This window comes from Mesorhizobium sp. M0991, assembly GCF_040318915.1.
Taxonomy (GTDB): domain Bacteria; phylum Pseudomonadota; class Alphaproteobacteria; order Rhizobiales; family Rhizobiaceae; genus Mesorhizobium.
In genome coordinates this window covers 1-13,178 of record NZ_JAMYNE010000040.1, presented here as the reverse complement: position 1 = coordinate 13,178, position 13,178 = coordinate 1, and the positions used below count along the sequence as shown (strand labels likewise).

Annotated in this window: 10 protein-coding genes; 8 read left to right on the top strand and 2 right to left on the bottom strand. The window is 63.8% G+C overall.

Annotated elements, in window-relative coordinates:
* Positions 1-75: 75 nt before the first annotated feature.
* The 5 genes from NKH70_RS31525 (at position 76) to NKH70_RS31505 (ending at position 4,016) form a co-directional block, all read left to right on the top strand.
* Complete coding sequence (locus NKH70_RS31525) at positions 76-2,226, top strand: ParB/RepB/Spo0J family partition protein (RefSeq protein ID WP_352942173.1); 2,151 nt, start codon at positions 76-78, stop codon at positions 2,224-2,226.
* 72 nt (positions 2,227-2,298) lie between these two features.
* The gene (locus NKH70_RS31520; RefSeq protein WP_352942175.1) at positions 2,299-2,775 is read left to right on the top strand and encodes a UCP036055 family protein; all 477 of its coding nucleotides are present in this window, start codon (positions 2,299-2,301) and stop codon (positions 2,773-2,775) included.
* Between the two features lie 83 nt (positions 2,776-2,858).
* Positions 2,859-3,251 carry a hypothetical protein gene (locus tag NKH70_RS31515; RefSeq protein WP_352942178.1) on the top strand — a complete coding sequence of 131 codons (393 nt, stop codon included), beginning with the start codon at positions 2,859-2,861 and terminating at the stop codon, positions 3,249-3,251.
* A 133-nt stretch (positions 3,252-3,384) separates the two neighbouring features.
* Entirely contained in the window at positions 3,385-3,792 is a 408-nt protein-coding gene (locus NKH70_RS31510; RefSeq protein ID WP_352942183.1) for a DUF1419 domain-containing protein, read from the top strand.
* Between the two features lie 2 nt (positions 3,793-3,794).
* Positions 3,795-4,016, top strand: a complete 222-nt coding sequence (locus NKH70_RS31505) for a hypothetical protein (RefSeq protein WP_352942187.1) — start codon at positions 3,795-3,797, stop codon at positions 4,014-4,016.
* A gap of 418 nt (positions 4,017-4,434) precedes the next feature.
* On the opposite strand, the gene NKH70_RS31500 is transcribed toward NKH70_RS31505, so the two are convergent.
* The gene (locus NKH70_RS31500; RefSeq protein WP_352453160.1) at positions 4,435-4,830 is read right to left on the bottom strand and encodes a hypothetical protein; all 396 of its coding nucleotides are present in this window, start codon (positions 4,828-4,830) and stop codon (positions 4,435-4,437) included.
* 463 nt (positions 4,831-5,293) lie between these two features.
* On the opposite strand from NKH70_RS31500, the gene NKH70_RS31495 reads away from it, so the two are divergent.
* The gene (locus NKH70_RS31495) at positions 5,294-5,977 is read left to right on the top strand and encodes a transposase (protein ID WP_352718552.1); all 684 of its coding nucleotides are present in this window, start codon (positions 5,294-5,296) and stop codon (positions 5,975-5,977) included.
* A gap of 35 nt (positions 5,978-6,012) precedes the next feature.
* Here the strand turns inward: NKH70_RS31495 and NKH70_RS31490 are convergent, their stop codons facing one another.
* A complete protein-coding gene (locus tag NKH70_RS31490; RefSeq protein ID WP_352509769.1) occupies positions 6,013-7,206 on the bottom strand; it encodes a DUF1173 domain-containing protein in 1,194 nt (397 codons plus the stop codon).
* 184 nt (positions 7,207-7,390) lie between these two features.
* On the opposite strand from NKH70_RS31490, the gene NKH70_RS31485 reads away from it, so the two are divergent.
* Both NKH70_RS31485 and NKH70_RS31480 read left to right on the top strand, forming a co-directional pair.
* Entirely contained in the window at positions 7,391-11,896 is a 4,506-nt protein-coding gene (locus NKH70_RS31485) for a strawberry notch-like NTP hydrolase domain-containing protein (protein ID WP_353027148.1), read from the top strand.
* Between the two features lie 12 nt (positions 11,897-11,908).
* Entirely contained in the window at positions 11,909-12,964 is a 1,056-nt protein-coding gene (locus NKH70_RS31480; RefSeq protein WP_352509770.1) for a DUF7146 domain-containing protein, read from the top strand.
* Positions 12,965-13,178: the final 214 nt, after the last annotated feature.

The following is a 13,178-nucleotide window of genomic DNA, read 5'->3' as shown; positions in this document are numbered from 1 at the left end:
GGGGGAGGGGAGATTCCTGACGGGCTTGGAGGTTCGGGGAGAGGCCCCGGGCCGCCCGTCATGGAGAACCTGACCATGGCAAAGAACGCCATTCAGAAGATCGCGATGAACGCCGCGGAGAATATTCCCTATGACAAGCTAATGCTGTCGCAAAAGAATGTTCGGCGCATCAAGGACGGCGTGTCGATCGAGCAGCTGGTCGAAGACATCGGACGGCGAAAGCTCATCCAGAGCCTGAACGTCCGTCCCGTGCTCGACGGCGAGGGCGAGGAGACCGGCATGTTTGAGGTGCCCGCCGGCGGCCGTCGCTATCTCGCGCTCGGCATCCTCATCAAGCAGAAGCGCCTGGCGAAGAACGAGCCGATCCCTTGCATCGTCAACCGTAAGCAGGAGACCTCGGCCGAAGAGGATTCGCTTACCGAAAACCTGCGGCGCGCCGACCTGCACCCGCTCGACCAGTTCCGGGCCTTCAAGACGCTCAGCGATCAGGGCCTCGATCCGGAGGAGATTGGCGCCCGCTTCTTCGTATCGCCTGCGACGGTGAGGCAGCGCCTGCGGCTGGCATCGGTGTCGCCGAGGCTTCTCGGTCTCTACGAGAAGGACGAAATCCGGCTTGAGCAGATCATGGCGTTTTCGATCTCGGACGATCATGCACGTCAGGAGCAGGTCTGGGAACGGATTGCCAGCTCGCACATGCAGGAACCCTATTACATCAGGCGCCTGCTGACGGAGACCACGGTCCGAGCCGATGATCGCCGGGCCGTCTATGTCGGCGCCGAAACCTATGAAGCTGCCGGCGGCGTCATCCTGCGCGATCTCTTCGAGCAGGACTCCGGCGGCTGGTTCCAGGATGCGGCACTCCTCGAGCAGCTTGTCTTCGAGAGACTCAAGGTGGATGCCGAGGCAATCCGCGCCGAAGGTTGGAAATGGGTCGAGGCGGCGATCAGCTTTCCCTACGGCCATACCTCCGGCATGCGGCGCATCTATGCCGAGCCGCAGGAGCTCAGCGCCGAGGAGATCGAACGCTACGACGCGCTCAAGGCCGAATACGACAAGCTCGACGCGGACTATGCCAAGGCCGAGGATGCCGACAAAGCGATCGAGGCGAAGCTCGACCAGCTGGGCGCAGAGCTCGACGCGATCGATGATCGTCCTCAAAGCTACGATCCCGCCCAGAAGGCCATCGCCGGTGTGTTCGTTACCCTTGCCGCGAACGGCAAGCTCCAGGTCGACGCCGGTTTCGTGCGGTCCGAGGACGAACCGCGGACCGAAACCGGCGATGTCGGTGAGGGCGAGGAGCAGGATGCTGAAGACGAAGCCAGATCCAATGGCGACGATGATGGCGACGGTGTTGTCGTCAACGGCAAGCCGGTGAATGACAGCGCTAGTGACGACGGCGAGGACGATGGCATCAAGCCGCTGCCCGATCGGCTCGTCTTCGACCTGACCGTGCAACGGACGCTTGCACTGCGCAACGCGCTCGCCGGTGACGTCGACATCGCCTTCGTCGCCGCACTCCATGCCTTCGTCCTGCAGGTCTTCTATCGCTTCGCGCCGGACACCTGCCTTGAGATCAGCCTGAAGAGCGGCGGCTTCAGCCAGGTCGACGGTCTTGCCGAGACATCCTGGGCCAAGGAGATCGCCGAGCGCCATGAAGCCTGGGATCGCGATCTGCCCGATGAGGCGGATGGCCTGTGGAACTTCCTTCTCGGCCTCGACGAAGCAAGCCGCAACGCGCTGTTCGCGCACTGCGTCTCGCTGACCCTCAATGCGGTGGTCGAACCCTGGAACAGGCGACCGAAGGCGCTCAAGCATGCAGACGTGCTTGGCCGCTCGCTCCAGTTCGACATGGTCGACGCCGGCTGGACGCCTACGGTCGAGTTCCTCGGGCGGCTCACCAAGGCGCGGGTTCTACAGGCAGTCCATGAAGCTCGTGGCGCAGACTCCGCGCAGCTGATCGACCACATGAAGAAGGACATCATGGCGCGTGAGGCCGCGCGTCTTCTCGAAGGGTCGAACTGGCTGCCCGAGCCGCTGCGTCTTGAGGTCGATGAAGTGGCTACCGATGCTGGCGACGCGGTCGCCGGCGACATGTCGGACGAGGCGGCTCGCGACGGCGATGCCGCCGAGCTGCCGGCCTTTCTCGCCGACGATGCGGATCCGTCCTCCGATGAGCCGGTGACCAGCGACGGCGACGAGGCGGACCACCTCCAGGCCGCTGAATAGTCGGCCTCACGCTCGCACCGGGCCCGGCACTCCCGCCGGGCCCTTTTTCGTTTTCCGCATGGAGAAACCCGCATGTCCGCACATATCGTGTACGAATCCGCTCCTCTGGGGAGCGTTATCCGGTACAGCGACGGCACCGCGAAACCGCCGGCTCGCTTCACCAAAAAACTTGCGGCCTGGGAAAGCCGCAACGGCGTCGGTCGCCTGGTCAGGAAGGAACCGCCGCGCGAGCGCGCGACCTATAGCTCGCCGGCCTACTTCACCCTGCATGAGGGCGATTTCGAGCAGGGCGGCATCATCGTCGTCTCGGTCAGGCGCACTTGGTCCGTCGATAGTGACCTGGGTTTCGAGATCGTCGAGCGTCCCACGATCGGCATGGTCCGCGTCCTGCAGGAACGCGGCGACAGCCCGGAGCTGCTCTATCTCGCCAAGGATCGCGAGGCGGCCGAACGCTGGCTCGCCAACAACCAGTATGGTCGGGCCTATCTCGAGGAAGTCTCCGCGGACGGGGTCGGCGCCGACGTCATTGAGGGCCGCGCGGCCGCCTGACCGTTCCACCATTTAACCCCACCCGATGACAGGCCCGGGATCGCGTGAGCGATCACGGGCCTGTTCATTTCATGGAGATCGACATGTTCGACTGGAACAGAAGCTGCTCCTATGACGAGCAAGCAGAAGAGGCGTTTTCACACGACAGCGCGTTCACGGCTGAAAAACTCGCCGCCGAACTAAACCTGCCATCGGGCTGCTTTGACCTGCGCTCAAACAAGGCGGGTATTGCCGTTTCCGGCGAAGTCACCCTGTACCATCACCGTACCTACATTCAGGTCGGCCAGTTCGGTTTGTCCTCAGGTCACGGCATCCTGATCCGCACCTGCAAGGGCCGCAAGGATTATGTCGGCGGGGCCAACCACTTCGTCGCGCTCGGCATGCTCGACGACATCCCGGCGCTCGCCGCCGCCGTGCGTGCCATCACTGGGGTTGGTCGAGACGCTTCGCGTTCCTCCGAGCGACGTGCCGCCTGAACCCTGCAAACCCCATCATCGCCGGTGCACGCGCCGGCCGCGGGCTCGGCCAGTCGACAGCCACAACACCACCAAACAGTTGCGACGACGCGGTTCATGCCACGCGTGGCCGACCCGCGTTCAGGAGAATCCCATGACCGCACATCCACCCTTCAGGAAGGTGCTCGACGGCGTCGCCACCCGCGAGCAGATGTTCCAACTGTTCAGCCGACACAAGAATACTCCCGGCATCGATCCGCTTTCCGGCACTCCCTATTCAGGCGAGTGGTTCCAGATCACCGCGTCAGAATATCACTTCATGCTCGGTTTGCTGCCGCCGCTCTTCATGCGCACCGGCATGTTCGGCATGTCGGAGTTCAAGGCCGGCAACGTGACCAGCGTATTCTTCGCGATCCGGATCCGGGGCCGCGAACGCTGGTTTCACGGCTTTTGTGACCTCGCGAATAGGCAGTCCCCAGATAAGATGCGCGCCGCCATCATCGCCCACGAGACCGGCGCGAGCGACAGCATGACCCGCGCGGAGAAGCTCGAGGCGATCTGAACATGACCCCTGTCGAACTCAGGGGCATCGCCCGCAATGCAAATCCCGGAACCGGGTGGGCCGAACATCGCGGCAAACGCACGATTCTCATTAACGCCGGAAAGCATGATGCTGTCTTCAAGCTGCTCGATGATCTGTCGGATCTCGAGATTGACGAACTCCTGTCCTCCGCCCGATCAAGCCGGAACTCAAAGAAGGGAGGCGACGATAAAGGTTATCCCTGAGAGCTGCCGCTCGGAAGCGAAACGTCCCTATTAACACGGTCCGCCTACTCCGCTGAAATGAGGCGCATCGGATAGGCTATGCGGCGCGATGTCTATCGAGGAGGCGTACTATCGGACGCCGACGGGCGAGACGCTCTCGCACATTACGATCGCTTGCACACACCCCTATCGCTTTCCAAGATACCGTGACGGCAACCGACATTGCTCGATCAGTGCGTCGCCGCCGGCCGGCGCATTTTCACGGTATTTAAGGCCAGCACCGACCAGGTGCTCGTAGTCCAGCGAGCCACCTATCAGGGTCAGACTTCAACTCGGATGATCCTTGTCACCTGATCACCGTGGGTAATCGCCCTTAGCGAAGCCGTGTGGCCGACTGGTTCGACGATATGATCGGCCAGTCACCGCGCAAAACTTCGGATCAGGACCTGCCGCGCAGGATGTACCCGGCATTGCGTAAGGCGCCGATGAAGAGACTGGCCGGGCCGGCGATACTCGTCCTGGCCTGCATCGGTAGCGGCAGAGTGTTCCAGTCCTCCAAGGGAGCGATAAAGCTGGAGAAAGTGCCGTTGACCATGCAATGGCTGATCGCCGAGCCCTGCTTGTCCAGCGCCAGAATGCCTGTCTGGTTGCTTGGATATCGGACGGCGGCGATCCGCTGCATTTCCAAGTCGCCATCGATGCGCAAATCAAATAGCAGGACGCCGTGGCTTCGGTTGGCAATTTCTGCGACTTTTTCCGTGAATCCAAGAGGAAGCGCACGGACGCTGTCGACCGCCATCCCGAAAACAATCGCGTCCAGCTCATCCGCCGCCATGAGAAGATTTGCTCCCAAGAAAATCAGGATTGCAATCGATGCAGTCGGTTGTGCACAGTCATCGGATGCGGACGGCTGTTAGTCCTTGTCCGTTTGCCCGGCGGCAACGAATGACGGGGTAGGCGGCGCTCGATGCAGGGGGGTTCTTTACCGAACCTGGAGCATGCGAGCCCCGTTAGCATGTCGAAATTTGTCAGCTGCCGGTGGATCGAGCGAAGTGGCGCCTGTGGATGGCGGGCATGGATAGGCTCTGAAGGTCGCGTCAAATGAGACCTCGGCTCGCAATAGACCGTTTGCGTCCCGGTGATCGAGCCAGTCCCCGAGGTCAGGGAAACCTCGCTTGCTCGTCGCTGGCCTTCTCCGATAAAGCTCGGCAAGAGCGATAAGATGCCTAGGCGCAGAATACTCGCTGACGCGAAACAGCGACTTGGCTGCAAGTCGTCCTCACATCAAGGAAGGGACTATGAAGCGCCAGATCCGGCCATTTATCGTGGAAGTCAAACAGAAGCGCCGCAAGCAAAAGCCAAGCCATTCGATCTGGGGTGCTCTCGACCTGTCCAAAATTGTCACCGAGATGACGCAGCTGTCTGATGGTGCTCAGTTGCCAGGTTCTGAGCTCATTGACTCCAGTATAAGACCCATCGATGCTGATGACGGTGACAATCCACAAGCGGAGCATATCATGGCCGATTCTCAGGAAGCTCAAACTGTTCAGACAACAGTGGCACCAGCCAAAGTGGAAGCCCCTGAAGCGAAGAAGAAAGTTCCGCGAGCAAGGAAAGCGAAGGCAGAGCTCGCCAAGCCGACCCGCAAGAACGGGGCGAGACCAGGGCCTCAGGCGGCTGAACCTGCGGTGGCGGTGCGGACCGCCCGGAAGACCTATTCTGAGAAGGAACGCGCCCAGAAGCTTGCCCAGATCGAGAAGTCGATCGCTGGGGGTGCGACCAGCAAGAGTGCGGTCAGCCAAGCCGGCATTTCGGAGCAGACCTATTATCAGTGGAAGAAGGTTGCAGCGCCAGCCGCAGATAGCGGCGATCTGAAGGACCTGCTCGCGCTCGAGGAAGAAAACAAGCGCCTTAAGAACCTGCTTGCTGACCGTCTGCGCAAGGAAAATGCCGAGCTCAAGAAGAAGCTGGGCCTGGGGTAAGACATACTGAGCCTCGTCGGAAATTCCGCCGACGCTCAGAGCGGCAACGGCGGCATATCGCCTTCGCCGACCCGCCACACCCAGAAGCCGATCTCCGGACGCGCGGCGATCATTTCGTCGAGCGAAGCCTCGAACGCTTCGTCCGCGCCGGCCGGGACGACAAAGAGTGCGGTCGGCTGCTGCCTGTCCTGGAGCAAAGCGTTGGCGATCGGGTGGTCGGTTTGCAGGTCATAGCGCAATCCCTTCACGCTCTTCTCGCGAAGGCGGGCGAGCGCGTCAACGAGCCGCTTTTCCGAGACCGTCTCGAAAGGGATCCAGTTCTCGGATACCACCATTAACGCGACCTCCTCAACAACGGCGAGGCCGGCCGGGTTCAGTCCGAAGGTCGCGATCACTATCAGATGTGAGCTGGAATCCGCTCCCCACAGCGACAATTCTCTCTCGAAACGTGCCTGCAAACGCCGATGCAATGCATCGTCGATGACAAAGGGAAAGCCCGGCAAATGTCTGACGACGAGTTTCCGACCGGATCGGGCGGGCATGATTTCCTTCACCTCGCCGACCAGAACCAGTAGCTTTCGTGGGCCGGATTTCGGCGGGAGCGCCATGCCGAGAGCCGCATTGCGGCGATGTTCGATCGCTTGCCTGTTCTCGGCGCGAAACGGCTCGGGCACGAACAGGATATCCGCGAGCGGTCCGCCCCTCACCGTCATTTGCCCGGCAGCCTCAAGCAGATGCCAGCGGACATTCCACCAATGTCGCTTGCCAGCCCATCGGGATGTCCAGACCGTCAATTCGGCCTCCTGCCATAGATAATGGAGCAGGCCACGCAGCGACATCCTCCTGGGGTCTCCAGTTACGCTGGCGGAGCTCTCGCCAGCAGGCGCGGATGCTGCCCGGCTCCCCGTCTTCGACAGGCTGAAATCGAGTTTCAAAGCCGCCAAGCCGCTTTGCGGATCGAGCTGTATCGCGCTGCCCATCAAGGCGCCCAGGCCGGACAGCTCGTAAGGCGATTCATATGAATCACAGGATGGATCATGCCCGCTGCCGCTCAGCGGCATGCGCTTGATCAGGTGAAGGTCGCCGATGCGGGCGATGTACATCGGGCAGCCCGGCTCGCGGCACAGGCATAGCGGACGCTCGGTGCGGCCATAGGCGTTCGCCAGCGTCGCCTGCAGGTCAGGCGCTCCCTCCTCGTAGACCGCACTGCCAATTCTGAACCGTCGCATCACCTCCGCAGCTCCAGGTCGCCGCCGCGCCCCTGTGCGCGCATTCAAGTCATGGCTTTGCGCAGAGCGCAACCCGTTTGGTGCATCGGCCTCAGAGGGAGAGGGGAGCCGGGAGGAGTGCGGCCCGGCTGGCGCGGAGAGAGTGCCGGCGCGGGCGCCACTCCCTCTCGCAAAGGACATCTCCATGAACATTGTTTCGACCACATCTGCCGTTGCCCGGACGGCCGCTCCCCTCGGCGCGCCGGCACAAGACGCCCTCGACACCGCCCAGGCGATCTACCGAGCGGCAATGCGGCTTCTGCCGTTCCTCGAGCAGGGCAAGTCTGTCACCACTGCGGAACTGCGCACCACCATGACAACAGGTTTTGGCGGCAGCGATGCGCAAGGGTGCTGGGTCTGGAAGGACGCCTATGAGGCCCTCGAAGTCGCCCAGGTTCTGTTTCTGCGCCGGTTCGGCCCCGCGATCCTGTCCCGGTCCGCCACGCCGCGGGCAAGGCTAGCGATGATAAAGCGCATCGCCGACCTTCTTCCAACCCATACGCGACGCTCCGACGAGAGCCAGGCCATGCAGCAGCTCTCCACGCCCTTGCCGCTGGCCTTCGTAACGGCGCACGCCGCGGCGATCGCATCTTGCGACCTCGTTCTCGAACCGTCGGCCGGCACCGGTCTGCTCGCCGTCCATGCCGAGATGGCGCGCGCCTCGATCGCGCTTAACGAGCTTGCCGCAACGCGGGCCGATCTGCTCGGCCTGCTGTTTCCGCAGTTCCCCGTCTCGCGGCACGACGCCGCCCATATCGACGACCATCTCGACGCGGCCATTGAGCCGTCCCTCGTCTTGATGAATCCGCCCTTCAGCGTCGGCGCCTATGTCGACGGCCATGTCGCCGATGCGGCATGGCGGCACCTCTCTTCCGCGTTCGCACGCCTGCGTTCGGGCGGTCGTCTTGTCGCCATCGCCGGCGCCGGGCTGTCTCCCGAAAACCCGAAATGGCGGCTCGCCTTCGAACGCCTGCAGCAGCAGGGCACGGTCATCTTCACCGCAGCGATCGACGGCCGCGTCTATGCCCGCCACGGAACCACCACCGAGACCCGCCTGACGATCATCGACAAGGTGCCGGCCGTCGATCCGTCGCGTTTCGTCGCCTTGCCGGGCAAGGCCAAGGATGTCGAAACGCTGCTCTCCTGGATCTCCGATCTGCCGCCCCGGACTTTGGGTGGATTCCCGAATTCGATCGGTGCATTGTCCAGCGGCATCCTGCGCAATGCCGCCATGCAGATGGCTGCCCGATCCCGGAGAGCCGCACCCCTCGCTGTCTCAACGGCTGCTCCAAAGGCAATGCAATCGGTCCGTCCGATTGCGCGAGCGAAGCCCGCTCGCCAGGTCATGGCAAACAGCACGCCGGCTGTTCCCCTTGCCTACGAATTGCGCGACTGGATGCCGGAGGAGGGCGGCCGGCTCACCGAGTCAATCTACGAACCCTACGCGCTCCAGTCGATCGACATTCCCCGCGCCAAACCCCATCCGACGCCCCTCGTACAGTCGGCCGCAATGGCCGCCGTCGCGCCACCAAAACCTTCCTATCGGCCCCTTCTTCCTGATGCGATCATCGATGAGGGCCTGCTGTCGGACGCCCAGCTCGAAAGCGTCATCTATGCGGGCGAGGCCCATTGCGGTCATCTCACCGGCGCCTGGACGGTTGACGAGACCTGCGATGTCGTCTCGGCCGCGCCAGAAGGAGCTACGAACGCTGTCCGGTTTCGGCGTGGATGGTTTTTGGGTGACGGAACCGGCTGCGGCAAGGGACGGCAAGTCGCCGGCATCATCCTCGACAACTGGCTGCAGGGGCGGCGCCGCGCGATGTGGATTTCCAAGTCCGACAAATTGCTGGAAGACGCTCAGCGAGACTGGGCAGCACTTGGCCAGGAAAAACTCCTCGTGCAGCCACTCTCACGCTATCGGCAGGGCACGCCGATCCGCCTTGCCGAAGGCATCCTGTTCACGACCTACGCAACCCTGCGCTCGCAGGAACGGGAGGGCAAGAAATCCCGGATCGCCCAGATCCTCGACTGGGTCGGACAAGAGGCGAGAGGGGCCGAAGGGGCTGGAGAGAACCCGTCGGGGGCAAAAAAATCTTTCGATGGCGTCATCGTCTTCGACGAGGCCCACGCCATGGCCAATGCCGCTGGCGGCAAAAGCGAGCGTGGCGACGCCGCGCCCTCGCAGCAGGGCAAGGCGGGACTGCGGCTGCAGCACGCGCTGCCCGATGCCCGCATTGTCTACGTCTCCGCGACCGGTGCGACCGCCGTCGAGAATCTGGCCTATGCCCAACGTCTCGGCATCTGGGGCAGCGAGGATTTTCCATTCGCCAACCGTGCCGAATTCGTCGCCGCGATCGAGGACGGCGGTGTCGCGGCGATGGAAGTGCTCGCCCGCGATCTCAAGTCGCTCGGCCTCTATACGGCGCGTTCGCTCTCCTATGACGGCGTCGAATACCACCTCCTCGAGCATGCGCTGACTGAGGAGCAGATCCGCATCTACAACGCCTATGCAGACGCCTTCCAGGTCATCCACAACAACCTGACCGCCGCACTCGAGGCCACCAACATCACCAGCGAGGCCGGCACGCTGAACCGCAACGCAAAATCGGCGGCGCGCTCAGCCTTTGAAAGTACCAAGCAACGCTTTTTCTCGCATTTGATCACCTCGATGATGACGCCGACCCTGATCGGCGCGATCGAGCAGGACCTCGCCGATGGGCATTCGGCAGTCGTGCAGATCGTCTCGACCGGCGAGGCGCTGATGGAACGCCGGCTGGCCGAGATCCCAACCGAGGAATGGTCGGACCTGAATGTCGACATCACGCCGCGCGAGTATGTCGGCGGGTACTTGATGCATTCCTTCCCGACCCAACTGTTCGAGGAGTATTCCGACGCGGAGGGCAACGTCTACTCGCGGCCTGTCCACGACGAAGATGGCAACCCGGTCCAGTGCCGCGAGGCGGTTCGCCGGCGCGGCGAGATGATCGAAAAACTCGCATCGCTGCCGCCGGTCGGCAGCGCCCTCGACCAGATCATCCATCATTTTGGCACAGACACCGTCGCCGAGGTGACCGGCCGCTCGCGCCGCATCGTCGAGAAGACCGGCCGCGACGGCATCGACCGGCTGGCCGTGGAAAACCGCCCTGGCTCGGCCAATCTGGCCGAGACCCAGAGTTTTATGGATGACGACAAGAGCGTTCTGATCTTCTCCGACGCCGGCGGTACAGGCCGCTCCTATCACGCCGATCTCGGGGCCAGGAACCAGAGGCTGCGCAAGCACTATCTGCTCGAGGCCGGCTGGCGCGCCGACAACGCCATCCAGGGTCTCGGAAGGACCCACCGCACAAATCAGAAGCAACCGCCGCTGTTCCGGCCCATGGCCGCCAACGTGAAAGCCGGCAAGCGCTTCCTGTCGACGATCGCGCGACGGCTCGACACGCTCGGCGCCATCACGCGCGGCCAGCGCCAGACCGGCGGGGCAGGGCTGTTCCGGTCCGAGGACAATCTTGAAAGCCCCTATGCCCGCGCGGCCCTGCGCCAGTTCTATCATCTGCTGCACCAAGGCAAGATTGAGGGCTGCTCGCTTTCGACTTTCGAGACCGTGACCGGGCTGTCGCTGACGACTGACGAGGGCGGGCTGCGCGACGAGTTGCCGCCGATCACGACCTGGCTCAATCGGCTGCTGGCGTTGCGCATCGAAACCCAGAACCTGTTATTCGAGGTGTTCGAGCAGCTGATGGCGGTAAGAATAGAAGGCGCCATCGCCGCCGGCAATTACGACAAGGGCCTGGAGACGATCACGGCGGAGAGCATCGTCGTCACCGATCGTAGGACCGTCTATACCCATCCAGTCTCCGACGCGCAGTCGCATGTGCTCACCGTCGCGCGCAAGGACCGCATCCGGCCGCTCGGCCTGGTCGATGCGCTGGCCATCGTCCGGGCGGAGCCGCAATCGGCTTTGCTGGTCAACACGCGATCGAGCCGCGCGGCGATCCGGCTGCCGACCGCAAGCCTGATGCTCGACGACGGGACCGTCGAGCACCGTGTGAGGCTCCTGCGGCCAACCGACGAGCTGCGCTTCGGCCTCGGCGCGCTTGCCGAAACACTCTGGCAGCCCGCCGACCGGAAATTGTTCTGCGAGCTGTGGGACTCGGAAGTCGCCGCCGTCCCGGAGTTCACCACCAGCACCTTTCACATCGTGACGGGTCTGCTGTTGCCGATCTGGCGTCGGCTGCCGGACGGCGACTGTCGAGTCTATCGAATCCAGACCGATGCCGGGGAGCGCATCATCGGCCGCCACATCGCGCCGACGCTGGTCGCGACCATGTTCCGCAATCTGGGTCTCGACGATGTGCCGAGGCTGGCGCCGGAAGATGCCTGGACCGGGCTCGCCGATGGACGGATTGGACTGCAACTCGCCGATGGCCTGATCCTGCGCCGCAGTCGGATCATGAACGACTACCGTGTCGAATTGATCGGCTTCACCGACGCGATGGTCCCTCGGCTGAAGGCGCTGGGACTGATCTCCGAGATCATCTCCTGGAAGCTCCGGCTGTTCATCCCGACGAGCGAGCAAGGGCCGTCCATCCTCGCCGCGCTCCTCGACCGCCACAGGCTGGTCGGCGTCACCGACCGCGCGTCAGTGGCGTGAGGGGAAACGATCATGACCGTCTCGGCCTCCGAGCTGGCACGCCGCCTTGGCGAACACGCCGAGGCGGTGTGCCGGGAATATCTCTCCAACGGCCATCGCTCCGGCAATTACTGGATGGTCGGCGATGTCCACAACACGCGCGGCCGTTCCATGCATGTGCGGCTGAGGGCAAACGCCAAGGGCCCGGCGGGTAGGTGGGTCGACGAGGCGACGTCTGAATTTGGCGATCTGCTCGATGTCATCCGTGAAAGTTGCGGCCTCGTCGACTTCCGTGACATCGCGGATGAAGCACGTCGCTTCCTCTCCATGCCGCTGCCACCGCCCCAGCCCCAACCTCAGCCCCTTGGCGCGCAGTGCCAGCCAGCCGCGAAACGCGGCTCCCCCGACGCCGCGCGGCGCCTGTTCGCCATGTCGCAGCCGATCGCCGGCACGCTGGCCGAACGATACCTCGCCGGCCGCGGCATTCTGCTCTCCCCGCGTGAGCGCGCGCTGCGCTTCCATCCCGGCTGCTACTACCGGGATTTCGTGACGGGCGAGACGCGGACGCTTCCGGCGCTGATTGCCGCTGTCACCAGCTTCGACGGGAAGATCACCGGCCTGCAACGCACCTGGCTTGATCCCTCGGGTCAGGGCAAGGCGCAACTCGCGGATCCACGCCGCTCACTGGGTCATCTCTTGGGCAACGCCATCTGGCTTGGCCTTGAGCCCGGCGCGCTGGCCCCGGTCATGGCCGCCGGCGAGGGGTTCGAGACGATGGCGTCGCTTAAGGTGGTGATGCCGGCGCTGCCGGTTGCCGCCGCCACTTCGGCCAATCACCTCGCCGGCCTGACCTTCCCACCTGGATGCCGTCGCCTCTACATCGCGGCCGATGCCGATGCGGCCGGCCGCCACGGCATCGAGCGTCTCAGCCAGCGAGCCGGCGAAGCCGGAATCCTCGCCCTGGTGTTGCGGCCGCAGCTCGGCGATTTCAACGACGATCTGCGTCATCTCGGCCCGGCCCCCCTCGCGGCTTGGCTCAGCGACCAGCTCGTCCCGGAGGATGTCCGTCTCTTGCTGCCGCCCGGGTGAACGGGTTCGGGCCGACACGCGGGCCGGGACGGCGTCGCCGGATAGCCCGCAGACATGGCGGCGCTCCACCGGAGAGGCCGCGCCCGCGGCCTGCCTGAGAGGCGACCCCTGCCACCCCCCGGTCACGGCCGCAACGGCTGCGCCGTCCTTCGCTCGCGCTCCGGCCTTCGGTGCGGCCGCGCCCGGGGCGCGGCCGGGATGCGCTGTCAGGCCG

Bases quoted from the DNA above. Each gene is read 5' to 3' on its own strand.
- NKH70_RS31525 (WP_352942173.1), top strand. From the start codon at position 76: ATGGCAAAGAACGCCATTCAGAAGATCGCGATGAACGCCGCGGAGAAT.
- NKH70_RS31520 (WP_352942175.1), top strand. From the start codon at position 2,299: ATGTCCGCACATATCGTGTACGAATCCGCTCCTCTGGGGAGCGTTATC.
- NKH70_RS31515 (WP_352942178.1), top strand. From the start codon at position 2,859: ATGTTCGACTGGAACAGAAGCTGCTCCTATGACGAGCAAGCAGAAGAG.
- NKH70_RS31510 (WP_352942183.1), top strand. From the start codon at position 3,385: ATGACCGCACATCCACCCTTCAGGAAGGTGCTCGACGGCGTCGCCACC.
- NKH70_RS31505 (WP_352942187.1), top strand. From the start codon at position 3,795: ATGACCCCTGTCGAACTCAGGGGCATCGCCCGCAATGCAAATCCCGGA.
- NKH70_RS31500 (WP_352453160.1), bottom strand. From the start codon at position 4,830: ATGGCGGCGGATGAGCTGGACGCGATTGTTTTCGGGATGGCGGTCGAC.
- NKH70_RS31495 (WP_352718552.1), top strand. From the start codon at position 5,294: ATGAAGCGCCAGATCCGGCCATTTATCGTGGAAGTCAAACAGAAGCGC.
- NKH70_RS31490 (WP_352509769.1), bottom strand. From the start codon at position 7,206: ATGCGACGGTTCAGAATTGGCAGTGCGGTCTACGAGGAGGGAGCGCCT.
- NKH70_RS31485 (WP_353027148.1), top strand. From the start codon at position 7,391: ATGAACATTGTTTCGACCACATCTGCCGTTGCCCGGACGGCCGCTCCC.
- NKH70_RS31480 (WP_352509770.1), top strand. From the start codon at position 11,909: ATGACCGTCTCGGCCTCCGAGCTGGCACGCCGCCTTGGCGAACACGCC.